This window comes from Streptomyces sp. S186 (assembly GCF_051603415.1).
Lineage (GTDB): Bacteria > Actinomycetota > Actinomycetes > Streptomycetales > Streptomycetaceae > Streptomyces.
Genome location: NZ_CP193932.1, coordinates 6,193,917 through 6,217,965, shown reverse-complemented (window position 1 = coordinate 6,217,965; position 24,049 = coordinate 6,193,917). Strand labels below are relative to the sequence as shown.

Here is a 24,049-nt window from a genome sequence, read left to right as displayed (position 1 = left end):
CATCGCGGCTCTGCGTGATGCCGAGGAAAGCAGACGCCACTGACAATCCGCCCGCGCACCGCCGCCGGCTCAGCCCGCACGCACCCCGGCAACGCGACCGACACTTTCGGATTCAGCCTCCTGACCAGCACAAAGACCCGCTGGCGCAGCCTCGCAGCCGACGCGCGACCGCCTCGCGGCGGAGTTATCCACAGGCCGAACACACCCCGCCCACGCCCACATCGATTCGATTACAGTCAGTAACGAAATCGCGCGCGGTGCCCGCCGGCACCTGACCGCGACAACGCACCGAACACACCGCACCGACGCCGAACCAAGACAGCGACCCGACATGAACGACGACACACACGGGAGCCCCCATGCACACCCCCACCCCCGAGCAGACCGCCGCGGCGGAAGCCTTTCCGACCGGCGCACACCTCGTGATCCAGGCCGGTGCCGGCACGGGCAAGACGACGACCCTGGCGATGCTGGCACACACCGCGCGCCGGCAGCGCCGCACCGGCCGCTACCTCGCCTTCAACCGCGCCGTCGCCCGCCACGCCGCCCGCACCTTCCCCGCCGAGGTGAGCTGCGGAACCGCCCACGCCCTCGCCTACACAACCGTGGGCCGGCACTACCAAGCACGCCTGAACGCCCCTCGTCAGGCAGGCTGGCGCACCGGCGCCGCCCTCGGAATCGAAGAGGGCATGTGCTTACGCATCGGTCCACGCAAGGTCAACAACAAGACCCTCTCCTACACCGTCCTGCGCACCGTCACCCGCTTCTGCCAGTCCGCCGACAAGGAGATCGCCCACCATCACGTCCCGCCGCTGCGCGGGGCCGAATCCGAGCCGCTGCACACCCACCTCGCCGACCTGGTCCTGCCCTATGCCCGCAAAGCATGGGCCGATCTGCACCATCCCGATCGCGGTGTGGTCCGCTTTGAGCACGATCACTACCTCAAGATGTGGGCGCTGAGCGACCCCGTCATTCCGGCGGACTTCCTCCTCCTCGACGAGGCGCAGGACACCAACCCGGTCGTCGAACAGGTCCTCACCGCGCAGCGCGATCACGCGCAGCTGGTCCTGGTCGGCGATTCCGCGCAGGCCATCTACGGCTGGCGCGGCGCCCGCGATGTGATGACCGGCTTCGACGGCACCCATCTCAGCCTCTCCCGGTCCTTCCGCTTCGGCCCCGCGCTCGCCGCCGAGGCCAACCGCTGGCTGGCGATCGTCGAAGCCCCCATCCGCCTCACGGGGTCACCCCACCAGGAGACCGAGTTGTGCCGGCTCCCCCGGCCCGAGGCGATCCTGTGCCGGACGAATGTGGGCGCCATGGTCGAGGTGATACGGCAGTTGGAGGCGAACCGTACGGTCGCGCTGGCGGGCGGCGGTGAGCCGCTGAGCGCCCTGGCCCGTGCCGCGCAGGACCTCGCCGCGGGCCGACGCACCGCGCATCCGGAGCTGATGCTCTTCGAGAGCTGGTCCGAACTCCGTGAATACGCGGAGTTCGACCCGGCAGGACGCGATCTGCTGCCCCTGGTGGAGCTCATCGACGAACACGGCGCGGACGCCGTGCTCCGGGCCTTGGAGCATCTCTCACCGGAGGCGTCCGCCGAGGTCACGGTGTCCACGGCCCATCGCGCCAAGGGCCGCGAGTGGTCCGGCGTACGCATCGCCGACGACTTCACCGGCCCCGACGATCTCGACGAGCGCGACGAGGACGGCACGCCGCTGCCCGGTCCGATCGACCTCGACGAGGCCCGCCTGGCCTATGTCGCGGTGACCCGCGCCCGGTCCCGGCTCGATATCGGCGGTCTGTCCTGGATCAATACCCACCCGGCCGGCGACCCACGCGCGGAGGGCGGTTCCCCGCCGGCGCCGTAGGGGCAACACCAGAGCGGATCTGCAAGAGAGGAGCACAACGGCACGTGACAGACATGACGGGCGTGACGGACGTGACGATCAGGAGGATGCTGGAGATGGGAGATGGATGGCCATGCGCACAGGTGATGAGCCACTTCACGCACGCAGCCCGCTGCGCATGCGGTTGGGGCTGGCCTTGTGGGGGCTGCTGTGGACGGTCGCCGGCGCCGTGGCGTTCGTGATGGCCGGCCGGCCGCAGTGGGCGGCCGCCTGTGCCGCACTGGCCGCGGTGACCCTCACGGACCTGGCCATGGTGATCAGGCACATCCACCAGGGACCGCACTACCAACCCGGCAGGAACATACCGCCCTACGAGCCCGATCGCGGACGCAACGAGATACGTGACACCGCCGGTCGACGGCGCGACTCCAGACCGTAGCCGCGGCCGGTCACCAGCGGTGGGCGGCGACGGGCTCGCGGACACTGGTCATCGCGGACACCGTCACGGAGCATCGCCATTCGGGCCGGCCGCGCGGTCACCGTTCCCCCGCTCAGGGCCGAAGCGGGCGGCTTCGAGGAATTCCGGACGCGGTTCCAAGGCCGCCGCCAGGCGGAAGTGCCGCCTGGCCTCGTCGGGACGGCTGGCGCGTTCCAGCGTGCGGGCGAGGGCGAAGTGCGCGAAGGCGTTGTCCGGTTCGCGCTCCAGGACGATCTGGAACTCCAACTCCGCGGGGCGGAGTTGGGCGGAGAGAAAGAAGGCACGGGCCCGCAGCAGTCGCGCCGCGGTGTTCTCGGGGTGGGCGGTGATGACCGAATCCAGCAGCCGGATCGCGCCGCGCGGGTCACGGGCGGCCAGCAGTTGCTCCGCGGCACGGTAGTCGATGACATGCGTCTCGGGACTGCGCTCGGGCACGGATCGTCTCCTCTCCGGGGTCGTCGGGGCAGGCCGCGGACGGCCATGCTCCGCACCGCGGTCTGTGCGGTGCAACAACCACGTCGTCAACACTCGGGACCGGTTCCGCATTCCCGGTCCGACGGCCTCGGCCGTCGGGTGCCCCGTTGTCGGTGGCGCGTCCCGCACCGACGTCAGCCCCTCACGCTGACGCCGACGCATCCGTCGCTAGAGGCTGATGTGGTACGCCTTGCGCAACGTCTCGTGCACCGTCCAGCGTGTGCGGTCGCCTTCGCGCAGGACGCAGGCGTCGCCCGGCCCGACCTCCAGGACCTGGCCGCCCTCGACCTCGATGGTGGCGCGCCCGCTGACGACCACGAAGAGCTCGTTGGCCTCGGTGTCCGTCACCACGCCCGGTGTGATCTGCCAGATGCCGCGGATCTGGCGGCCGTCCGGCGACTCCCACAGCACCTTGCCGGTCACCACCGGGTCACCGGAGACGATCTGTTCGGGGTCGAGGGGCTCCGGCTCCAGGTCGGTGTCGGCAAGTCCGGGGACGTTCACCACGAAGGAGGCAGAAGCAGCATCGGCGGGGCAGGGGGCCGGAAGGGACTCCACGGCAGCGGAGTCGGCCCCAGTGCCGGTACCGGCGGCCTTGGGGTCGAGTTCGGCAGGTGTGGGTGTAGGTGCAGGTGTCATGGCGGTGAGGCTATCGCCTGGTCTCAGGCGCCCCGCAGGCGCTTCCAGACCTCGCGGACCTGGGGCTCCAGCGCCTCCAGCGGACCGTCGTTGTCGATCACCAGATCGGCGATGGCGAGCCGCTCCTCGCGGGTGGCCTGCGCCGCCATCCGCCGCGCCGCCTCGTCCGCCGCCATGCCGCGCAGCCGCACCAGCCGGTCCAGTTGCGTCTGCGGTGCCGCGTCGACGACCACGACCAGGTCGTAGAGCGGCGCCAGGCCGTTCTCCGTCAGGAGCGGCACATCGTGGACCACCACGGCGTCCGGTCCGGCCGTCGCCTCGAGTTCGGCCGACCGTGCACCCACGAGCGGGTGCACGATCGCGTTGAGCGCCTTCAGCTTCTCCTGGTCGGAGAAGACCAGCGCGCCCAGCTTCGGCCGGTCCAGGGTGCCGTCCGCGGCGAGGACGTCCTCCCCGAACTCCTCGACCACCGCCGCGAGTCCGGGCGTCCCCGGCTCGACGACCTCGCGTGCGATCTTGTCCGCGTCCACGATCACTGCACCGTACGACGCCAGCAGCCGCGACACTTCGCTCTTGCCGGCACCGATCCCGCCGGTCAGCCCCACCTTCACCATGGCTCCACGCTATACGGCGGACGTTGCCGGAGAACGCCCGGGCGGCATCCGCGGCTCTCAGGCGCACCAGCCCAGCCCGTACGCCGAACCGGTCCGGACGCCGACCGGACCCGACACCAACTGCCCCAGGCCATCCAGCCCCCGTCCGGCCGGTCTCAGATCGCGCCCCCGCCGCCCTCGGCCTCGCGCTCCGCCAGGAAGCGTTCGAATTCCCGGCCGATCTCGTCGGCAGACGGCAGCTCCACCGGCTCGGCAACGAGGTTGCCCCGCGTCTCCGCCCCGGCCACCGCGTCGTACTGGTGCTCAAGGCCGGTCACCATGGCGACCAGTTCCTCGTCGCCCTCGGAGATCTGCCGCTCGATCTCCTCCTGCGTCCGCAGCGCCTCCGTGCGCAGCGCGTGCGCGGCGTTGGGCAGCACCAGGCCGGTGGCGGCCGTCACCGCCTCCAGCGCGGTCAGCGCGGCGTCCGGATACGCGGACCGGGCGATGTAGTGCGGCACATGTGCCGCCACGCCCAGGACGTCGTGCCCGGCCTCGGCGAGCCGGAACTCGACCAGGGACTCCGCACTGCCCGGCACCTGCGCCTCGTCGAAGAAGCCGCTGTGGCCCGGCATCAGGTCCGTGCGGTTGCCGTGCGGGGTGAGGCCCACGGGCCGGGTGTGCGGCACGCCCATGGGGATGCCGTGGAAGTTGACCGACAGCCGGACGCCGAGCCGCTCCACTATCTGCCGGACCGCCACCGCGAACCGCTCCCACTCCACGTCCGGTTCGGGCCCGGACAGCAGCAGGAAGGGCGCGCCGGTGGCGTCCTCGACCAGGTGGAGTTCGATGCTGGGGGCCTCGTACGCCGTCCAGCGGTGCTGTTCGAAGGTGAGCAGCGGCCGGCGGGCGCGGTAGTCGACCAGCCGGTCGTGGTCGAAGCGCGCCACCACCCGGTGCGGCAGGCCGTCCAGCAGCCGCTCCACGATCTGCTCACCGGTCTCACCGGCGTCGATGTAGCCCTCGAAGTGGTACAGCAGCACCAGACCGGCGGAGTCCCTGGCGGTGATCGCCTCGACCGCCGCCAGCCCGCTCGGTTCCCATTCGTACAACCCCTGCGGATCCAACACAGTGACCGCTCCTCCTCGTGTCCATGAATGACAACGTCCAGAGCAGCCCCGAGCATTCCCATCCCGCCGCCCCAGTCCGCACACCACGGACGCCCCGCTCACCTCCTCCGTCCTCCTCCCCCTCGCCCACCCTTCACGTCGATGAACCGTCATGCCTCCCGGACCGGTTGCCCCACTCCGCTCCCCCACCACACGGCGCTCGCCCGACCTTGCCCTCACCTCAACAGGAGCCCGTGACGCCACTTGGTCCACACCTCCAACTTCACCACGCTCCAACAATTCACTTTCCCGTCCAATGTTCATATGTGGAAAGGCAGTTGGATACGCGCACCAGAACCTTGGGTGTCTCCTCCGTCGCCACGCTCTTGACCGCGGCCGGCGTTCTAACCACCGCCATCACCGCCCCCAGCGCGCCTACCCCGGCCCGCACCTCCTCGGCGGCCTCCCCGCCCTCGTCGTCGACGTCTAGACCGCCGCGCAGCTCAAGAGCACACTGGCCGCCGCATCCGGCAGCACCGCATCATCGCGCATCACCCTGACCGGCTCCTCGAAGGCCGTGCTCACCGCGAGCGGCGGGTAGGGGCTCCGCCGGGGAAACAGCCGGGGAATGGGCGAGGGTATCTATGTCGGCAGCGCGGGCGGCACGCACGACGAGAGGGACAACGCGCGGATCCCGAACAACACGATCGGCGCGGATGTCGGCGGGGAGAACGTCGACCTCAAAGAGGAGGGCACCACCGGCGCCCACTTCGACGACTCATGGGCCGACATGACTCATGGGCCGGCCTCAAGGGCAACAAGGTGCTCATTGCGGACAACACCGGTGTCCACTACACCACCACGAACAACGGCTACGAGACCCACACCCAGCAGCCGGGCTGGGCCACAGCACGACCTTCCCCCAGCAACCGGTCCGATCTGAGCGGCGCTTCGGGAGCGGGGCCGCTGCGGCTTCGACATCACCAACCACGCGGCGGGCAACTGCCCCGTCACCATCGCGGGCGCCAACACGGTCACCGGCAGCCGGGGCATCGCAAATCCGGGCGTTCCGGTCGGCTGACGTGCGTCTCGTCGGGCGGGCCTGCCAGCGGTCCGGCGGCCGCTCTCCCGCCCCGGTCGGTCCGCTTCTCGGCCACCACCCGCGCCCGCACATGACGAAGGCCCGCCCCCCGAAGGGAGCGGGCCTCGCGTCTTCAGCTACCTCAACCGGCTAGCGCTGACGGTGGGACCGTTCAGCTCTGGCCGCCGGCCAGCTTCTCGCGGAGCGCGGCGAGGGCCTCGTCCGACGCCAGGGCGCCGGAGTTGTCCGCCGACTCCGAGGAGTACGAGCCACCGGAGACCTGGCCGCCGCCCTGGCCGCCGGCCGCCGGAGCGGCAGCGCCCTCGGCCGCGGCCTGCTCGTCGGCCTCGCGGGACTTGATGACCTGGGCCTGGTGCTGCTCGAAGCGCTGCTGCGCCTCGGCGTACTGCTGCTCCCACGCCTCGCGCTGGGCCTCGTAGCCCTCCAGCCAGTCGTTGGTCTCCGGGTCGAAGCCCTCGGGGTAGATGTAGTTGCCCTGGTCGTCGTAGGACGCGGCCATGCCGTACAGGGTCGGGTCGAACTCGACCGCCGACGGGTCGGCGCCGAAGGACTCGTTGGCCTGCTTCAGCGAGAGGCTGATGCGGCGGCGCTCCAGGTCGATGTCGATGACCTTGACGAAGATCTCGTCGTTGACCTGGACGACCTGCTCCGGGATCTCCACGTGGCGCTCGGCCAGCTCGGAGATGTGGACCAGGCCCTCGATGCCCTCGTCCACGCGGACGAACGCACCGAACGGAACGAGCTTGGTGACCTTACCCGGGACGACCTGACCGATCTGGTGGGTCCGGGCGAACTGCTGCCACGGGTCTTCCTGGGTCGCCTTGAGCGACAGGGAGACGCGCTCGCGGTCCATGTCGACGTCCAGGACCTCGACCGTGACCTCCTGGCCGACCTCGACGACCTCGGACGGGTGGTCGATGTGCTTCCAGGACAGCTCGGAGACGTGGACGAGACCGTCGACGCCGCCCAGGTCCACGAAGGCACCGAAGTTGACGATGGAGGAGACGACGCCGGAGCGCACCTGGCCCTTCTGCAGGGTGGTGAGGAAGGTCTGGCGGACCTCGCTCTGGGTCTGCTCCAGCCAGGCACGGCGGGACAGGACCACGTTGTTGCGGTTCTTGTCCAGCTCGATGATCTTGGCCTCGAGCTCCTTGCCCACGTAGGGCTGAAGGTCGCGGACACGGCGCATCTCGACCAGGGAGGCCGGGAGGAAGCCGCGGAGGCCGATGTCGAGGATGAGACCACCCTTGACGACCTCGATGACGGTACCGGTGACGATCCCGTCCTCTTCCTTGATCTTCTCGATGGTGCCCCAGGCACGCTCGTACTGGGCGCGCTTCTTCGAGAGGATCAGGCGGCCTTCCTTGTCCTCCTTCTGGAGAACAAGCGCCTCGATCTCGTCACCGACGGCGACGACCTCGTTCGGGTCGACGTCGTGCTTGATCGAGAGCTCACGGCTCGGGATGACGCCTTCGGTCTTGTAACCGATGTCGAGCAGGACCTCGTCCCGGTCGACCTTCACGATGACGCCGTCGACGATGTCGCCGTCGTTGAAGTACTTGATCGTCTCGTCGATCGCGGCGAGGAAAGCTTCCTCGTTACCGATGTCGTTGACCGCAACCTGCGGGGTGGTGGCGGTGGTCTCGGTGCTGCTCGTCATGTGGGAAAGGGCTCCGGTACGGACATTGAAGTCGTAGGTACTGCTACGCCGAGAGCCCGTATCGCCTCTGCATCAGACCGGACAGCGTCTAAGGCGCACCCTCCGGAGCCCCGCAAAAACCGGAGCCAACCGAAACGCCTCAAAACCGAGGGGACATTCATACAGATGCGAGCGCGGCCTGCTCCGTCCGAGGCGCGCAGGCCCGCAGCGCAACTTGTAGCATACGGGGGCAGCCGGACAGGGTCAATGCGCCAAAGGCGCGCAGCCGGGGCGGAACGCCCCATAACCGGCGCACGCGATTGTTCCGCGAGGTCGTACGGCCTCGCAGTCCCCCGCTGCGACAAGCACAGCGAAGACTACGACGACGGGCGCGATGAGCCAATACGTGATGGACAGCGAGCCGGAGGCGACGCGCCGTGACGCGTCGGACGCCGAGAGCAGCCGGGCCAGCCGCGGCTGGTGGGACAGCAACGCGGACGACTACCAGAGGGAGCACGGCGCTTTCCTCGGGGACGACCGGTTCGTGTGGGGTCCCGAAGGGCTCGACGAGGCGGAGGCCGCGCTGCTGGGGCCGGCCGCGGAGCTGCGGGGCCGGCGGGTCCTGGAGATCGGGGCCGGCGCGGCGCAGTGCTCCCGCTGGCTGGCAGCCCAGGGCGCGCTCCCGGTGGCCCTGGACCTCTCCCACCGGCAGCTCCAGCACGCGCTGCGGCTCGCCGGCACGGACACCGGCGGCCCCGTCGGCCTGGTGGAGGCGGACGCGGGCGCGCTGCCGTTCCGCGATGGCTGCTTCGACCTGGCGTGCTCCGCCTACGGGGCGCTGCCGTTCGTGGCCGATCCGGTACGGGTGCTGCGGGAGGTCCGGCGGGTGCTGCGGCCGGGCGGGCGGTTCGTCTTCTCGGTGACCCATCCGATCCGCTGGGCGTTCCCCGACGAGCCGGGGCCGGCCGGCCTGTCGGTGGCGGCCTCGTACTTCGACCGCACCCCGTACGTCGAGCAGGACGAGGCGGGCCGGGCGGTGTACGTGGAGCACCACCGGACGCTGGGCGACCGGGTGCGCGACGTGGTGGCCGCCGGCTTCCGGCTGGTGGACCTCGTCGAACCAGAGTGGCCGGAGTGGAACACCCAGGAGTGGGGCGGCTGGTCACCGCTGCGGGGGCATCTGATCCCGGGGACGGCGATCTTCGTGTGCGAGACGGACAGGGCGTAGCGCTCCCGGGGCGGGCGGCCGGCGGACGGCGGCCGGGCGGCAGACTGGAGCGGTGAGCCGCACTCCTTCCCCGGCCGCCGGTACGCCCGGCGCCGCCCTCGCCCAGCTGCCCGTCCGCAGTGCGCTGCCCGCGCTGCGGACCGCCCTCGACACGACCGGTGCCGCGGTGCTGTGCGCGCCGCCGGGCACCGGCAAGACGACGCTGGTGCCGCTGGAACTGGCCGGGCTCACCGGCGCGGGGCCGCGGCGGCGGGTGCTCGTCGCCGAACCACGCCGGATCGCGGCCCGCGCGGCGGCGCGACGGATGGCGTGGCTGCTCGGCGAGCGGGTGGGCGACCGCGTCGGCTTCACGGTGCGCGGGGAGCGGCGGGCCGGGCCCCGCACGGCGGTGGAGGTGGTGACCACCGGGGTGCTGCTGCAGCGGCTGCAACGCGATCCGGAGCTGGCCGGGGTGGACGTCGTGGTACTGGACGAGTGCCACGAACGGCATCTGGACGCCGACACCTGCGCGGCCTTCCTGCTGGACGTACGGGCGGCCCTGCGCCCGGAACTGCGGTTGCTCGCCGCCTCCGCGACGACCGATGCGGAGAGGTGGGCGCGGCTGCTGGGCGGTGCCGGGGAGCCGGCGCCCGTGGTGACGGCGGCGGACGTCTCGCACCCGGTGGAGGTCGTGTGGGCGCCACCGGAGCGGCCGGTGGCGCCACCGCACGGGATGCGGGTGGATCCGGCGCTGCTGGCGCATGTCGCGGCCGTGGTGCGGCGGGCGCTGCGCGAGCGGTCCGGCGATGTGCTGTGTTTCCTGCCCGGCGTCGGCGAGATCGGGCGGGTGGCCGGGCAGCTGGCCGGGATCGACGCCGAGGTGCTGCAGGTGCACGGGCGGGCGGCGGCAGAGGTGCAGGACGCGGTGCTGGCGGGGAGTACGGGCGGGGCCCGCCGGGTCGTGCTGGCGACCTCGGTGGCGGAGTCCAGCCTGACCGTGCCCGGGGTGCGGGTCGTGGTGGACGGCGGGCTGGCGCGGGTGCCGCGGATGGATCACGCGCGGGGGCTCAGCGCGCTGGCGACCGTACGCGCCTCCCGGGCGGCGGCCCGGCAGCGGGCCGGGCGCGCCGGACGGCAGGGACCCGGGGTGGTCTACCGCTGCTGGGCCGAGGGGGAGGACGGGCGGCTGCCGCGCTTCCCGGACCCGGAGATCAAGGTCGCCGACCTGACCGCCTTCGCCCTGCAGACGGCCTGTTGGGGCGATCCGACCGCGAGCGGGCTGGCGCTGCTCGACGCACCGCCGGCCGGGGCGCTGGCCGCGGCCCGGGAGGTGCTGACGGCGATCGGCGCGGTGGACGCCGCGGGCCGGGCGACCCGGCGGGGCATCCGGATGGCGCGGCTGGGACTGCACCCGCGGCTGGCCCGCGCGCTGCTGGACGGCGCGCCCGAGGTCGGCGTGCGGCGCGCCGCGGAGGTGGTGGCACTGCTGAGCGAGGAGCCGCCGCGGTCCTACGGGGACGACCTGGCGACGGCCTGGCGCACCGCGCGCCGGGGCGGCGACGCCTACGCCACGCGGTGGCGCCAGGAGGCACGGCGGCTGGCCTCGGCGGCCGGGGAGCCCGAGCGGGCCCCCGAGGAGCGGCCAGGGGCGGGCACCGGCCCGGTCCCGGAGGACGCGGCGGCCGGGCTGATCGCGGCGCTGGCCTTTCCCGAGCGGGTGGCCCGGGCGCGCGCGGCCGGCGGCTACCTGATGGCGTCCGGGACCGGCGCCGAACTGGCCGGGGCGGAGGCCGGGGGCCGGGCCGGGGACGGCTCGCGGCTGCGGGACGCGGCCTGGCTGGCGGTCGCGGTGGCGGACCGGCCGGTCACCGCGGCGTCCGCGCGGATCCGGCTCGCGGCGGTGATCGACGAGGAGACCGCCCGCGCCGCGGCCACGGTGCTGTACTCCTCCGGGGAGGAGGTGCGCTGGGCGGACGGCGAGGTGGTGGCCCGGCGGGTGACCCGGCTGGGCGCGATCGAGCTGGCGGCCCGCCCCCTGGCCGCACCGGATGCCGGACTGCTGCGGGAGGCCGTCGTGGACGGTCTGCGGCGGGAGGGCCTCGGGCTGCTGCGGTGGACGGCCGGGGCGACCGCGGTGCGGCAGCGGATGGCCTTTCTGCACCGGGAGTTGGGCGCACCGTGGCCCGACGTCTCCGACACGGCGCTGCTGGAGCGCGTCGAGGAGTGGCTGGGGACCGAGCTGGGGCGGGCCCGGCGGCGGGCCGATCTGGCGCGGGTGGACGCGGGGCAGGCACTGCCCCGGCTGCTGCCGTGGGCGACCGGTGAGGCGGTGCGCTTCGAGGAGCTGGCTCCGGAGCGGATCGAGGTGCCGAGCGGCTCCCGGGTGCGCGTGGACTACGGGGGCGAGCAGCCCGTACTGGCCGTCAAACTGCAGGAGCTCTTCGGTCTGCGGGAGTCGCCGCAGGTGGCGGACGGGCGGGTGCCGGTACTGGTGCACCTGCTCTCGCCCGCCGGGCGGCCGACGGCGGTCACGTCGGATCTGGCGTCCTTCTGGCGGGACGGCTACCGGGCCGTCCGGGCGGAGTTGCGCGGCCGCTACCCCAAGCACCCCTGGCCGGAGGACCCTTCGACGGCCGAGCCGACCCGGCACACCACGGCGCGGCTGCGGCGGGGGTGAGAGCCCGCCCGGCGGGGCCGTCCCACCGCGGGGCGGACGGCCCCGCGCGCCCCGCTCCCCCGGGGCGCCGGGCAACGTCAACTCCCTTGCCCGGCAGGTGTTTCGGGGATCGCCCGGCCGCTGCGTCCGCTTCGTCTCTCGCTGCGTCGTTCGCTTCGTCGATGTCATGCCTCCACGCTACGGCCGGCCACTGACAACGCCCGCGGACGCCGATCGCGCCGGCCGCGAGCGCGGGCGGGGGCGCCGGCCGCGGGCTTCGAGCAGCAGGCCGGCGGCGAGGAGGGCGGCGCCGAGGGCCAGGAAGCCCCAGGGAAGGTAGCTGGTGAGCAGCAGGACGAGGGTGCGCTGGGACGTGACGAGGGCGAGGGTGGCGGCGACGTAGTCGGCGCGCATCCTCACATGGCCGGCGAAGGCGGTGACCTTGCCGCCGCCGGGCACCAGTTGGCCGCCGCGCAGCTCTTCCTTGTGGATCTCCTCGCCGTTGACCGGGGCGCCGGTGACCGGGTCGACCCAGAACATCCGCCTGGTCGAGTACCAGCGGGTGGTGCCCGCCTTCGCGACGGTCTCCGGGGTGATGCCCTTGACCGGCATCTTCTTGGGCAGCGGGACCCTGGTCCAGGGGATGGTCTGCTCGAAGTAGTAGACCTCCAGGCCGTGGAAGGTACGGGTCCCCTCGTAGTGGATGGGGGCGGAGGTGCGGGTCTGGGCGTCGAAGTAGGCGTAGTCCCGCTTCTCGGTGAGGAACGGCCACTTGTACTCGATGCCGGAGCGGCGGACAGGGTCGCCGTCGACCATCTCCCCGGCGGCGTGGACGGGTTCCTGGGAGTGCGCGTCGAAGATGTAGCGCTCGGGGATCTCGGAGACCATCTTGCCGTCGGGTCCGGCGACGAAGGAGAGGGTGTCCCAGACCACGACGTCGCGGCCGGCGGTCCGCTCGACGCGGTGGGCCTCGGCGACGTTGCCCTTGAGGGTCTGCACGATGGTGACCTTGGGGACCTGCCGGGCCTTCATGGTGCCGTAGTCGAGGAGGGTGGCGGGCCGGGCCTCCAGGACCATGTCCTGGTACTGGCTGGGCGGGATCTTCGCGAGGCGGGGGAAGGCGTACCACCGCATCAGCGGGGACAGCGCGGCGAAGAAGGCGGCGAGACCGAGCAGGACGAGGCTCGCGGGGCGGCGCATCCCTCGTGCCGGCTTCGCCGGGTGCGCCCCGGTGCCGGGCGGGGTTCGGCGCATGGCGGTGGCGTCCCTCCCTCAGGGGTGTGCGGGGACGGTGGTCAGCAGCGGCTCGGGGGAGGTCCGGCCCTCGGGGGCGCCGATCGCGGTGACGGTGAAGACGAGGGCGAGCGCCGCGGCCAGTCCGATCGCGGCTGCTGTCAGGGCGCGCATGGCCGTCCTCCCGGAGAACTGTCTGATGCAGTGTCAGGGCGGGGGCACGGTAGCAACGGGCGGCCTGGATGAGAACACGTTTCACCGCCGTGCCGTCCCGGTGGACGGGCGGCACGGCGGTGACGGTGGCTCCGGCCGACGGCCGGTGGTCAGGAGGTGGCGGGCGGTGCCGTCACGGTGAGGGTGACGGTCAGCACGGCGCCGTCGGCGGTGGTCAGCCGGAGCCGGAAGGTGCCCGGGTGGGCGTCGGTGTAGAGCTTCGGGAGGGTGAGCAGGCCGTCGGCGCCGGTGGTGAGGCCGGTCAGGGTGCGGACGGGCTTGTCCTTGTCGGCGCCGGTGGCCTTGGGGTCCTTGAAGTAGGGGCCGCGGTCGTTCTCGACGGGCTTCTTGGGGTCGTCGGTGACCAGGGTGGCGGTGACCGGCACTCCGGCGGCGGCCTTGCCGTGGTAGGTCGCCCTGATCCGGACGGCGTCGTCGGCGTAGGCGCCGCCGGCCGCCGTGGTCAGCTCCTTGTCGGAGGTCCGGGCGAGCGCGTCGGCCTGGGGAGCGGGCCTGGCGGTGACGGTTCCGGTGAAGTCGACGGGCGGCACGGCGCGGCCGGTGGCCGTGGAGGTGGCGCGGACGGTGAACGGGCCGGCGGTGTCGCCGGCGTGCAGCGTCGGGGCGGTCGCCAGGCCGTCCTTGCCGGTGGTGACGGTGGCCTCGGTGGCACCGCCGGGGAACCGGGCGGCGGTGGCGTCATGGGCGCCGGGGAGGAGGAAGAAGCGGACGGTGACGCCGGCCACCGGCTTGCCCTCGGCGTCCTTGGCGCGCACCCGGGGCGTGGTGGCGAAGTCGGTGTCCACGGTGGCCGTCAGGGCCTTGCCGTCCTTGTCGGCGACCGCTTCGAGGGCGGTGAACGGGGCGGGCTTCGTGGGCGGCTTCGGGGTGGGTGTGGGCGTCGGGGTGGGTTTGGGGTGCGGGACCGGCCTGGGCTTCGGGGACGGGGCGGGGGTCGGTGTGCCGCCGCCGTGGGTCGGTCCGGTGGAGCCACCGGGTCGGGGCGAACCGCCCGGAACCGCCGGGGTGTTGGGCTTCGTCCGGCCCGCCGTGCCGCCGGGTGGCGGCGGTACGGCCTGCTCACCACCTGGGCGCTTTCCGGGACCGCCCTGGGTGGCGGGCGTGCCGCCGCCGCGGTGGACGGGGAGCGCGCCCTTGCCGTCCGGCACCTCGAACGTGCCCTTCCGGTAGAACGTGTACCAGGACAGCACCAGGCGCAGATAGTCGGTGGAGTCGTTGTAGCCGAGGACGGCCCGGTCGAGGTCGGCCTGGTCGGACAGGTTTCGGCCGTCGGCGCAGAGGTAGCGGCCGGCGGCGAGGGCGGCGTCGAAGACGTTGTTGGGGTCCTTGACGCCGTCGCCGTTGCCGTCGGCGCCCCAGCCCGCGCCGTGCGGGCCGCCCTGGGACCAGGTGGACGGGATGAACTGCATCGGGCCGACGGCGCGGTCGAGGGTGGTGTCGCCGTCGTAGCGACCGCCGTCGGTGTCGGATATCAGGGCGAAGCCGTGGCCGTCGAGCCGGGGACCGAGGATCGGCGAGAGGGAGGTGCCCGCGGCGTCGACCGCGCCGCCGCGGGCGTGGCCGGACTCCACCTCGCCGATCCCGGCGAGCAGTTGCCAGGGCAGCCGGCAGCCCGGGGCGGAGGCGCGGAGCTGGTCCTCGGCCTTCTTGTAGGCGGCCAGGACGGTGGCCGGAATGCCCGCCTGGGAGGGGCCGTGGAACACACCGCCGGCGTCACCGGAGTGGCCGGAACCCTTCGGTGGGGCAGGGGACTTGCGAGGCGGCAGGTCGGTGAAGTAGGACGAGCCGCCGTCGATGGGGGTGCCGGCGGGCGGCGGCGGGTTGCGGGCGGCGCGGGCGGCCGCACGCTCGGCGGCACCGGGCGCCTGGGAGGCGGTGAGCGCGGCCAGCGCGGCCGCCGCCACGGCCGTGGAGGCCACTCCTCTTTGGAGCCGCCGCCGGAATGTGGCTGCCATACGTGGTGTCCCCTCCGTGTCGACCTGCCGCGTGCCCACCGGTCGCCGCTGTCCGGCTTCCCGGGGTGTGACGCCGAATCGCGCTCCCCAGCGCCCAACTCCGGCGACACTACGACAACTCGGGCCGCACAGCCACCACTCCCCTCGGCCACATAATGATCCGAATCGATCAAGGAGGGGCCAATGCCGTTCACTCTGAGCCATGCCGCCGCCGTCCTGCCGTTCCTCCGCCGCACCGGCGCGGCCCGCGGCCCCCTGGTCGCCTCGGCGTTGGTCGCCGGGGCGTTCGCACCGGATGTCACCTACTACGCGGCCACCGTCGTTCCCGGCGGCATGGAGTTCGGCACGGTCACCCACTCCCCGGCCGGTGTGGTGACGGTGGACGTGCTGCTCAGCGCGGCGCTGGCCGGCGGCTGGCACCTGATACGCGAACCACTGTGCGCGCTGCTGCCGCGGGCCGGCAGGGAGCGGCTGGCGGCCGTCGCCCGGGGCCGGCCCCGACCGCCGCGCACGGCCCGCGAACGGGCCCTGGCGGCAGGCTGGTTCGTGGTGTCGGCGGTGCTCGGTGCCGCGACGCACGTCGGCTGGGACGCCTTCACCCACCCCGGACGCTGGGGCGCCCGGCTGCTGCCGGTGCTCGACACCGTGGTCGCCGGCCGGCCGCTGGCGATGTATCTGCAGTACTCGACCTCGGCGCTGGGCCTGGCCATGGTCGGGGCGTTCCTGTGGGCGGCGCTGCGGGCCCGCCCCGCGGCCGGGACCGGCGGGGCCGGGCCCGCGCTGCCCGAACTGCCGCCGCGGCTGCGGCTGTCGCTCACCGCGGTGGTGGCCCTGGGGACGCTGCTCGGCGGCGGATACCGCACGCTGCGCGCATACGCCGTCCACGGGGCGGCGGTGGGGTGGTTCGACTACCTGCCGGACCTGCTCTTCGGGGCGGGCGCCGGGCTCGCACCGGGACTGCTGGTCTGCGCGGCGGCGCTACGACTGCGGGGCCGGCGGGCACGGCGCGGCGAAGCCGCGGCGGACGCGAGCGCGCCGGGGCGTCCGGCGGGCGCCGAGGCCGGGCCCGCCTGACGCGGACCAACGGGGACGGAGCTGCCGGGGTGCGGACGGCGCGGCCACCGCACGCACCCCGGGACGGCATCAGTGCGCCGCCGACTCCCAGTCCCCGCCCGAGCCGATCGACACGTCCAGCGGGGCACGGAGCTCGACAGCGGCGGCCATCTCCTTCCGGACCAGCTCCTCCAGCTGGGCACGCTCCCCCGGAGCCACCTCAACCACGATTTCGTCGTGAACCTGCAGCAGCATCCGGGAAGACAGCTCCGCCGCACGCAACGCCGCGTCCACCCGCAGCATCGCAATCTTGACGATGTCGGCGGCAGTGCCCTGGATCGGGGCGTTCAGCGCCATCCGCTCGGCCATCTCGCGACGCTGACGGTTGTCGCTGTTGAGATCCGGCAGATAACGGCGACGGCCGAGGATCGTCTCGGTGTAGCCGGTGGCCCGGGCCTCCTCGACGACACGCTGGAGGTAATCCCGCACCCCGCCGAACCGCTCGAAGAAGGTGTCCATCAGCTTGCGGGCCTCGTCGGGCTGGATACCCAGCTGCTGGGACAGACCGAACGCGGACAGCCCGTACGCCAGACCGTAGGACATCGCCTTGATCTTGCGGCGCATCTCCGGATCGACCTCGGCCTTGGCCACCGAGAACACCTGGGAGGCGACGGTGGTGTGCAGGTCCTCACCGGAGGTGAACGCCTCGATCAGACCCTCGTCCTCGGAGAGGTGAGCCATCACCCGCAGCTCGATCTGGCTGTAGTCGGCGGTCAGCAGCGACTCATAGCCCTCACCGACGACGAAACCGCGGCGGATCGCCCGGCCCTCGTCCGTCCGCACCGGGATGTTCTGCAGATTGGGGTCGGTGGAGGAGAGCCGGCCGGTGGCCGCGACGGTCTGGTTGAAGGTGGTGTGGATCCGGCCGTCCGCGGCGATGGTCTTGATCAGCCCCTCGACCGTGGTGCGCAGCTTGGCCTGCTCCCGGTGGCGGAGCATGATCACCGGGAGTTCGTTGTCCGTCTGGGCGGCCAGCCACGCCAGGGCGTCGGCGTCGGTGGTGTAGCCGGTCTTCGTCTTCTTGGTCCTGGGCAGGCCCAGCTCGCCGAAGAGGACCTCCTGGAGCTGCTTGGGCGAGCCGAGGTTGAACTCATGGCCGGCCGCCGCGTGCGCCTCCTTGACGGCCTGCTGGACGGCACCGGCGAACTGCTGCTCCATGCGCTCCAGCCAGCCACGATCGGCCGCGATACCGGCCCGCTCCATCCGGGCCAGCAGCTCACTGGTGGGCAGCTCCACCTCACGCAGCAGATCCGCCGCACCGACCTCGGCCAGCCTGGCACCGAACGCCGTCCCCAGATCCAGCACCGTGCGGGCCTGCGCCATCAGGGCCTCCGCCTCGGCCTGCTCGTCCACGCCGAACGCCAGCTGACCGTCACCCGCGGCGGCCGGGGCGAGATCACGGCCCAGATACTCGATGGACAGCGCGTCCAGCGCGAAGGAACGGCGGCCGGGCTTGACCAGATAGGCGGCGAGCGCGGTGTCCATGACGACACCGTCGATGCGCCAGCCGTGCTCACCGAAGACCCGCATCAGACCCTTGGCGTTGTGCATCACCTTCGGGCGGGCGGCATCGGCACTCCAGGCGGCGAAGGCCCGCTCATCGGCCTCGTCCAGCTGCGCCGGATCGAACCAGGCCGCCGGGCCGTGCGCCGTGGCCAGCGCCACCTCGGCGACGCTGCCGCTGCCCAGCGTCCACACGTCGACGGTGGCCACACCCAGCGGCCCGGCACCGTGCTCGACCAGCCACGGGGCGAGCTCACCCGTGCCCAGGACCGTGCCGTCCACCTCGACACCGGCGGCCGGCGCGGCCGGCTCCACGCTCTCGGCAGCACCCGGATCCACCGCCAGCAGACGGTCCCGCAGGCCCTGATTGCGGATCTCCAGGGCGTTCAGGAAGACCTTGAGGGCCTCGCGGTCATACGGGAGGCGGGTGAGCTCGGCGGGGCCGCACGGCAGCTCCACGTCGCGGACCATCTCCGTCAGGCGGCGGTTGCGCTTCACCGACTCCAGATGATCGCGGAGATTCTGCCCCGCCTTGCCCTTGACCTCGTCGGCACGCGCCACCAGCTCGGCGAACGAACCGAACTGATTGATCCACTTGGTGGCCGTCTTCTCGCCGACACCGGGGATGCCCGGGAGGTTGTCCGACGGGTCGCCGCGCAGAGCGGCGAAGTCCGGATACTGCGCCGGGGTCAGCCCGTACTTCTCCGCGACCTTCTCCGGGGTGAAGCGCGTCAGCTCGGAGACACCCTTGGTCGGGTAGAGGACCGTGACGTCCTCGGAGACCAGCTGGAACGAGTCACGGTCACCGGTGACGATCGACACCTCGAAGCCCTGCGCGGTGGCCTGGGTGGCGAGAGTGGCGATGACGTCGTCGGCCTCGAAGCCGTCCACCGCGAAACGCTTGACATGCATCGCGTCCAGCAGCTCGCCGATCAGCTCGACCTGGCCCTTGAACTCGTCGGGCGTCTTCGAACGGTTCGCCTTGTAGTCGGGGAACTCCTCGGACCGCCACGTCTTACGGGAGACGTCGAACGCCACCGCGAAATGCGTAGGGGCCTCGTCACGCAGGGTGTTCGCGAGCATCGACGCGAAGCCGTAGATCGCGTTGGTCGGTTGCCCGGTCGCGGTGGTGAAATTCTCCACAGGCAGGGCGAAGAACGCCCGGTATGCCATGGAATGCCCGTCCATCAGGAGCAGGCGCGGACGGCCACCCGCCGCCTCGCCGCCGGTCGCTTCGCTCATCTTCACTGCCTTTCCTGCCACGCCCCCGATCCTGCCACGCCCCACTGACAATCCCCGCCGCGCCAGCCGACTCCCAGCCGCCACCCACCCCCCCCCGCCATCCCCTTACAGCCCGCCACACGTCCATGACAGGATCGGAAACGCACCACACAAAGTGACCGGCAACAACCCGCCACCACCCGGCAGCCCGGCACACGACCCCCAGGGAGAGCGCCATGGCAGGCAAGCCGCCCACGTCGGACCCCGCCCAGGACGCGCCCCAGGTCGGCGCACCCCAGCACTCCGCAGTCGGCATCCCCGCCATCACCCACGCCCTGAAGATCTCCCAACAGCAAATGGGCGTCCGCCGCACCGCCCTCACCCTCCTCCGCGTCAACCAGAAAAACGGCTTCGACTGCCCCGGCTGCGCCTGGCCCGAAGACGACAAACGGCACACCGCCGAATTCTGCGAAAACGGCGCCAAAGCCGTCGCCGAAGAAGCCACCCTGCGCCGGGTCACCCCCGACTTCTTCGCCACCCACCCCGTCACCGACCTCGCCACCCGCAGCGGCTACTGGCTCGGCCAACAAGGCCGCCTCACCCACCCCATGTACCTCCCCGAAGGCGCCGACCACTACGAACCCATCACCTGGGACCACGCCTTCGACCTCATCGCCGAGGAACTCACCGCCCTCACCTCCCCCGACGAGGCCGTCTTCTACACCTCCGGCCGCACCAGCAACGAAGCCGCCTTCCTCTACCAGCTCTTCGCCCGCGAGTACGGCACCAACAACCTCCCCGACTGCTCCAACATGTGCCACGAGTCCTCCGGCTCGGCACTCACCGACACCCTCGGCGTCGGCAAAGGCAGCGTCCTCCTGGAAGACCTCTACAAAGCCGACCTGATCATCGTCGCCGGCCAGAACCCCGGCACCAACCACCCCCGCATGCTCACCGCCCTGGAAAAAGCCAAGACCAACGGCGCCAAGATCATCTCGATCAACCCACTGCCCGAAGCCGGCCTGGAACGCTTCAAAAACCCCCAGACCCCACGCGGCCTCGCCGGCGGCGGCACCGCCCTCACCGACCTCTTCCTCCAAGTACGCATCGGCGGCGACCAAGCCCTCTTCCGCGCCCTCAACCGCCGCATCCTCGAAGAAGCCAAGACCACCCCCGGCATCCTGGACGACGACTTCATCCGCCAACACACCCACGGCTTCGAAGACTTCGCCACCCTCGCCACCGCCGACGAGGACTGGGACGAAACCCTGCGCGCCACCGGCCTCACCCGCGACGAGATCGAACGCGCCCTCACCATGGTCCTCGCCTCACAACGCACCATCGTGTGCTGGGCCATGGGCCTCACCCAGCACAAACACTCCGTCCCCACCATCCAGGAAGTCGTCAACTTCCTCCTACTGCGCGGCAACATCGGCCGCCCCGGAGCCGGCGTCTGCCCCGTACGCGGCCACAGCAACGTCCAGGGCGACCGCACCATGGGCATCTTCGAACGCCCCGCACCCGCCCTCCTCGACGCCCTGGAAAAGGAATTCGGCTTCACCCCGCCCCGCCACCACGGCTACGACGTCGTCCGCGCCATCCGTGCCCTGCGCGACGGCCACGCCAAAGTCTTCTTCGCCATGGGCGGCAACTTCGTCTCCGCCACCCCCGACACCCACGTCACCGAAGCCGCCATCCGACGCGCCCGCCTCACCGTGCACGTCTCCACCAAACTCAACCGCTCCCACGCCGTCACCGGCGCCCGCGCCCTCATCCTGCCCACCCTCGGCCGCACCGAACGCGACCGCCAAACCCGCCCGGACGGCACAAGCACCGACCAGTTCGTCACCGTCGAGGACTCCATGGGCATGGTCCACGCCTCCCGCGGCCGCCTGGAACCCGCCAGCCCCCACCTCCTCTCCGAACCCGCCATCGTCGCCCGCCTCGCCCGCCGCACCCTCGGCGACCGCAGCAACACCCCCTGGGAGACGTTCGAGAACGACTACGCCACCATCCGCGACCGCATCGCCCGCGTCATCCCCGGCTTCGAGGACTTCAACACCAAGATCGCCCACCCCGGAGGCTTCACCCTGCCCCACGCCCCCCGGGACAGCCGCAGCTTCCCCACCACCACCGGGAAAGCCAACTTCACCGCCACCCCCGTGCAATACCCCACCGCCCCCGAAGGACGACTCCTCCTCCAGACCCTCCGCTCCCACGACCAGTACAACACCACCATCTACGGCCTCGACGACCGCTACCGCGGCATCAAGAACGGCCGCCGCGTCATCCTCGTCCACCCCGACGACGCCCACCAGCTCGGCTTCCCCGACGGCTCCTACGCCGACCTCGTCAGCGAGTGGACCGACGGCAGCGAACGCCGCGCCCCCGGCTTCCGGGTCGTGCACTACCCCACCGCCCGCGGCTGCGCCGCCGCCTACTACCCCGAGACCAACGTCCTGGTCCCCCTGGACCACACCGCCGACACCAGCAACACCCCGGCCTCGAAATCCCTGGTCGTCCGGCTGGAGACCGCGCACAACGACTGACCGCCGCCAAGCGGACACCCCACAGCGGGCACCCGCCCGACGGCCTGATAGGAACAGGCACGGACCCGCGACGACCAACAGCGGATCCACGACCGCGTTCAAGGGCGAGCAAAACGGAGCAGTCCATGGGTGAGCAGAGCACGACCACGTTCCCGCAGGAGATCCTCGACCAATGGGCCGGCATCGGAGTCGACCTGCCCGCCCTCTTCTCCGCCGGACACCTCGGTGAACGGATGAGCGTCCAGGTCACCGAGGCCGCCCCGGAGCGCGTCGTCGGCACCATGCCCGTCGAGGGCAACACCCAGCCCTACGGACTGCTGCACGGCGGCGCCTCCGCCGTCCTGGCCGAAACCCTCGGCTCCGTCGGCGCCATGCTCCACGGCGGCCCCGCCAAGGCCGCCGTCGGCGTCGACCTCAACTGCACCCACCACCGCGGCATCCGCTCCGGACTCGTCACCGGCGTCGCCACCCCCGTACACCGCGGCCGAACCACCGCCACCTACGAGATCGTCATCACCGACGACCAGGACAAGCGGGTCTGCACCGCCCGCCTGACCTGCCTGCTGCGCGACGCCGACCCCGCCATGTACCGCGCCTGACGCCGCACATCAGCCACCCGGCAAGACTCCCGGTCCTGCCCCGCCCACAGAAAACGCCGGCGGCGCCCACAGGCACCGCCGGCGTGTTCAACCCCGGAACAGGCCGGAACAGGACCCAGGCCCTACTGGCCCTTCTCCTGCTCCTTCTTCTGCTCCTTCTTCGACTGGTCCTTCTGCTGCTGACGCTCCGCCGCGTCCTCGATGACCGCCTCGGCCACCTGGTGCATCGACAGCCGGCGGTCCATCGACGTCTTCTGGATCCACCGGAACGCGGCCGGCTCCGTCAGCCCGTACTGGGTCTGCAGAATGCTCTTCGCGCGGTCCACCAGCTTCCGCGTCTCCAGCCGCTGGGTGAGGTCCGCGACCTCCTTCTCCAGCGCCTGCAGCTCGGTGAACCGCGACACCGCCATCTCGATCGCGGGCACGACGTCGCTCTTGCTGAAGGGCTTCACCAGATACGCCATGGCGCCCGCGTCCCGGGCCCGCTCCACGAGTTCGCGCTGCGAGAACGCGGTCAGCATCAGGACCGGCGCGATGCTCTCCTCGGCGATCTTCTCGGCCGCCGAGATCCCGTCAAGGATCGGCATCTTCACGTCAAGGATCACCAGATCGGGGCGGTGCTCCCGGGCCAGCTCCACAGCTTTCTGTCCGTCCCCGGCCTCGCCGACGACGGTGTACCCCTCCTCCTCCAGCATCTCCTTGAGGTCGAGGCGGATGAGGGCCTCGTCCTCGGCGATCACGACGCGCGTGGTCAGCGGCGGTACGTGCGACTGGTCGCCATCGGCGACAGGCTGCTGGGGCTCGGCGGCGCTCAAGGGGACTCCTCGTTCCAGGCAGGTGGTGCCATTGCAGCCTACCTAGGGGCGGTGATCATTACTTACACGGTATGGTGTCTCGTGCCGCCGGCCGGGTTGGTGGAACGGCATACACGGATGTCTCAAACACATCTGCCCGAGAGGGCTTGCGGGTTCGAATCCCGCACCCGGCACTCACAGATCAAGCGGAATTTCACCTTCTCGTGAAGTTCGGCAGGAATCATTCCTTCCACACGCTTCGTCACGCACAGTGACGGTATGCGATTTCACGAGACAGAAGTACGACAGCAGGCGGTCGCCCGGCTCCGCGCGGGGGTGAAGAACGCAGACGTCGCTCGCGCCCTGGGTGTCCCTGTCGGAACCATCGGCTATTGGCGACATATGGACCGCGCCAAACGCGGAGAGTGTCCGGGGCGCCATGACCCCCGATGCCCTCGCTGCGACGGCTGCGAGCTCGACGAAGCGGCCTATGCCTACCTCCTCGCCCTCTACCTCGGCGACGGGCACATCATCCAGTACTCGGGACACCGCGTACCGAGCCTGATGATCACGTGCGACGACAACTGGCCCGGTCTCATGGACGACTGCGAGGCCGCGATGCGGGCGGTCTTCCCCGACAACTCGGTGTGCCGCGTCAGCAAGCAGGGCTGCCACAACGTGAAGGTCTACTCCAAGCACTTATGGTGCATGTTCCCCCAGCACGGCCCCGGCAAGAAGCACGAGCGGCCGATCGTCCTCGATGGGTGGCAGCAGCGGATCGTGGAAGCACACCCCTGGGAGTTCATCCGGGGACTCGTCCACTCCGACGGATGCCGGATCACCAACTGGACGACGCGGATAGTCGGCGGCGAGCGCAAACGCTACGAGTACCCGCGGTACTTCTTCACGAACAAGTCCGCGGACATCCGCCAGCTTTACTCGGAAACGCTGGACAGAGTCGGCGTTGAGTGGAAAGCCACCCGACGCGGCAGCGAGACCTACAACATCTCCGTCGCCAAGCGCGCCTCCGTGGTCCTCATGGACCAACACATCGGGCCGAAGTACTGACGGGACGGCGGTCAGTTACCTCGGCCCAGCGGAGTT

18 protein-coding genes and 1 tRNA gene are annotated in these 24,049 nt (G+C 71.5%); 9 read left to right on the top strand and 10 right to left on the bottom strand.

Going from position 1 to position 24,049, the window contains the following annotated elements; all coding sequences use genetic code 11:
• Positions 1-359 precede the first annotated feature (359 nt).
• Together ACRAS8_RS26765 and ACRAS8_RS26760 are read left to right on the top strand one after the other, a co-directional pair.
• Positions 360-1,868 (top strand): UvrD-helicase domain-containing protein, encoded by a 1,509-nt coding sequence (locus ACRAS8_RS26765; protein ID WP_438488554.1) that lies wholly within the window; start codon positions 360-362, stop codon positions 1,866-1,868.
• A 112-nt stretch (positions 1,869-1,980) separates the two neighbouring features.
• Positions 1,981-2,286, top strand: coding sequence for a DUF6343 family protein (locus tag ACRAS8_RS26760; RefSeq protein WP_438488553.1), 306 nt, complete (start codon positions 1,981-1,983; stop codon positions 2,284-2,286).
• A gap of 63 nt (positions 2,287-2,349) precedes the next feature.
• Here ACRAS8_RS26760 and ACRAS8_RS26755 read toward each other — a convergent pair whose 3' ends face one another.
• From ACRAS8_RS26755 to rpsA, 5 genes are all read right to left on the bottom strand, one after another.
• Positions 2,350-2,760, bottom strand: coding sequence for a tetratricopeptide repeat protein (locus tag ACRAS8_RS26755; RefSeq protein WP_438488552.1), 411 nt, complete (start codon positions 2,758-2,760; stop codon positions 2,350-2,352).
• Between the two features lie 207 nt (positions 2,761-2,967).
• The gene (locus ACRAS8_RS26750) at positions 2,968-3,438 is read right to left on the bottom strand and encodes a cupin domain-containing protein (RefSeq protein WP_438488551.1); all 471 of its coding nucleotides are present in this window, start codon (positions 3,436-3,438) and stop codon (positions 2,968-2,970) included.
• Positions 3,439-3,461: 23 nt separating this feature from the next.
• Entirely contained in the window at positions 3,462-4,052 is a 591-nt protein-coding gene (gene coaE, locus ACRAS8_RS26745) for a dephospho-CoA kinase (protein WP_438488550.1), read from the bottom strand.
• Positions 4,053-4,207: 155 nt separating this feature from the next.
• A complete protein-coding gene (locus ACRAS8_RS26740; protein ID WP_438488549.1) occupies positions 4,208-5,161 on the bottom strand; it encodes a PAC2 family protein in 954 nt (317 codons plus the stop codon).
• Between the two features lie 1,232 nt (positions 5,162-6,393).
• Complete coding sequence (gene rpsA / locus ACRAS8_RS26735) at positions 6,394-7,902, bottom strand: 30S ribosomal protein S1 (RefSeq protein WP_438488548.1); 1,509 nt, start codon at positions 7,900-7,902, stop codon at positions 6,394-6,396.
• A gap of 373 nt (positions 7,903-8,275) precedes the next feature.
• Between rpsA and ACRAS8_RS26730 the strand changes: the two genes are divergently transcribed.
• Together ACRAS8_RS26730 and hrpB are read left to right on the top strand one after the other, a co-directional pair.
• Positions 8,276-9,109 (top strand): class I SAM-dependent methyltransferase, encoded by an 834-nt coding sequence (locus tag ACRAS8_RS26730; RefSeq protein ID WP_438488547.1) that lies wholly within the window; start codon positions 8,276-8,278, stop codon positions 9,107-9,109.
• 52 nt (positions 9,110-9,161) lie between these two features.
• Positions 9,162-11,765 carry an ATP-dependent helicase HrpB gene (gene hrpB, locus ACRAS8_RS26725; protein ID WP_438488546.1) on the top strand — a complete coding sequence of 868 codons (2,604 nt, stop codon included), beginning with the start codon at positions 9,162-9,164 and terminating at the stop codon, positions 11,763-11,765.
• A gap of 177 nt (positions 11,766-11,942) precedes the next feature.
• On the opposite strand, the gene ACRAS8_RS26720 is transcribed toward hrpB, so the two are convergent.
• The 3 genes from ACRAS8_RS26720 to ACRAS8_RS26710 form a co-directional block, all read right to left on the bottom strand.
• Positions 11,943-12,944 (bottom strand): DUF3068 domain-containing protein, encoded by a 1,002-nt coding sequence (locus ACRAS8_RS26720; RefSeq protein WP_438490605.1) that lies wholly within the window; start codon positions 12,942-12,944, stop codon positions 11,943-11,945.
• Positions 12,945-13,016: 72 nt separating this feature from the next.
• Entirely contained in the window at positions 13,017-13,151 is a 135-nt protein-coding gene (locus ACRAS8_RS26715; protein WP_438488545.1) for an SPW_0924 family protein, read from the bottom strand.
• Positions 13,152-13,300: 149 nt separating this feature from the next.
• A complete protein-coding gene (locus tag ACRAS8_RS26710) occupies positions 13,301-15,166 on the bottom strand; it encodes a lytic transglycosylase (protein WP_438488544.1) in 1,866 nt (621 codons plus the stop codon).
• A 183-nt stretch (positions 15,167-15,349) separates the two neighbouring features.
• On the opposite strand from ACRAS8_RS26710, the gene ACRAS8_RS26705 reads away from it, so the two are divergent.
• Complete coding sequence (locus ACRAS8_RS26705) at positions 15,350-16,240, top strand: DUF4184 family protein (protein WP_438488543.1); 891 nt, start codon at positions 15,350-15,352, stop codon at positions 16,238-16,240.
• A 69-nt stretch (positions 16,241-16,309) separates the two neighbouring features.
• Here ACRAS8_RS26705 and polA read toward each other — a convergent pair whose 3' ends face one another.
• Entirely contained in the window at positions 16,310-19,024 is a 2,715-nt protein-coding gene (gene polA, locus ACRAS8_RS26700) for a DNA polymerase I (protein ID WP_438488542.1), read from the bottom strand.
• A 215-nt stretch (positions 19,025-19,239) separates the two neighbouring features.
• On the opposite strand from polA, the gene ACRAS8_RS26695 reads away from it, so the two are divergent.
• Both ACRAS8_RS26695 and ACRAS8_RS26690 read left to right on the top strand, forming a co-directional pair.
• Positions 19,240-21,552, top strand: a complete 2,313-nt coding sequence (locus ACRAS8_RS26695; RefSeq protein ID WP_438488541.1) for an FdhF/YdeP family oxidoreductase — start codon at positions 19,240-19,242, stop codon at positions 21,550-21,552.
• 125 nt (positions 21,553-21,677) lie between these two features.
• Entirely contained in the window at positions 21,678-22,151 is a 474-nt protein-coding gene (locus tag ACRAS8_RS26690) for a PaaI family thioesterase (RefSeq protein ID WP_438488540.1), read from the top strand.
• A 122-nt stretch (positions 22,152-22,273) separates the two neighbouring features.
• Here the strand turns inward: ACRAS8_RS26690 and ACRAS8_RS26685 are convergent, their stop codons facing one another.
• Positions 22,274-22,966 carry an ANTAR domain-containing response regulator gene (locus ACRAS8_RS26685; RefSeq protein WP_438488539.1) on the bottom strand — a complete coding sequence of 231 codons (693 nt, stop codon included), beginning with the start codon at positions 22,964-22,966 and terminating at the stop codon, positions 22,274-22,276.
• Between the two features lie 90 nt (positions 22,967-23,056).
• On the opposite strand from ACRAS8_RS26685, the gene ACRAS8_RS26680 reads away from it, so the two are divergent.
• Positions 23,057-23,139, top strand: a tRNA-Leu gene (locus ACRAS8_RS26680).
• Positions 23,140-23,224: 85 nt separating this feature from the next.
• The gene (locus ACRAS8_RS26675) at positions 23,225-24,013 is read left to right on the top strand and encodes a helix-turn-helix domain-containing protein (protein ID WP_438488538.1); all 789 of its coding nucleotides are present in this window, start codon (positions 23,225-23,227) and stop codon (positions 24,011-24,013) included.
• The last annotated feature ends 36 nt before the right edge of the window (positions 24,014-24,049 follow it).

Excerpts from the sequence above, each read along its gene's own strand:
- ACRAS8_RS26765 (WP_438488554.1), top strand. The coding sequence starts at position 360 with ATGCACACCCCCACCCCCGAGCAGACCGCCGCGGCGGAAGCCTTTCCG.
- ACRAS8_RS26760 (WP_438488553.1), top strand. The coding sequence starts at position 1,981 with ATGCGCACAGGTGATGAGCCACTTCACGCACGCAGCCCGCTGCGCATG.
- ACRAS8_RS26750 (WP_438488551.1), bottom strand. The coding sequence starts at position 3,438 with ATGACACCTGCACCTACACCCACACCTGCCGAACTCGACCCCAAGGCC.
- coaE (WP_438488550.1), bottom strand. The coding sequence starts at position 4,052 with ATGGTGAAGGTGGGGCTGACCGGCGGGATCGGTGCCGGCAAGAGCGAA.
- rpsA (WP_438488548.1), bottom strand. The coding sequence starts at position 7,902 with ATGACGAGCAGCACCGAGACCACCGCCACCACCCCGCAGGTTGCGGTC.
- ACRAS8_RS26730 (WP_438488547.1), top strand. The coding sequence starts at position 8,276 with ATGAGCCAATACGTGATGGACAGCGAGCCGGAGGCGACGCGCCGTGAC.
- ACRAS8_RS26720 (WP_438490605.1), bottom strand. The coding sequence starts at position 12,944 with ATGCGCCGCCCCGCGAGCCTCGTCCTGCTCGGTCTCGCCGCCTTCTTC.
- ACRAS8_RS26715 (WP_438488545.1), bottom strand. The coding sequence starts at position 13,151 with ATGCGCGCCCTGACAGCAGCCGCGATCGGACTGGCCGCGGCGCTCGCC.
- ACRAS8_RS26710 (WP_438488544.1), bottom strand. The coding sequence starts at position 15,166 with ATGGCAGCCACATTCCGGCGGCGGCTCCAAAGAGGAGTGGCCTCCACG.
- ACRAS8_RS26705 (WP_438488543.1), top strand. The coding sequence starts at position 15,350 with ATGCCGTTCACTCTGAGCCATGCCGCCGCCGTCCTGCCGTTCCTCCGC.
- polA (WP_438488542.1), bottom strand. The coding sequence starts at position 19,024 with ATGAGCGAAGCGACCGGCGGCGAGGCGGCGGGTGGCCGTCCGCGCCTG.
- ACRAS8_RS26695 (WP_438488541.1), top strand. The coding sequence starts at position 19,240 with ATGGCAGGCAAGCCGCCCACGTCGGACCCCGCCCAGGACGCGCCCCAG.
- ACRAS8_RS26690 (WP_438488540.1), top strand. The coding sequence starts at position 21,678 with ATGGGTGAGCAGAGCACGACCACGTTCCCGCAGGAGATCCTCGACCAA.
- ACRAS8_RS26675 (WP_438488538.1), top strand. The coding sequence starts at position 23,225 with ATGCGATTTCACGAGACAGAAGTACGACAGCAGGCGGTCGCCCGGCTC.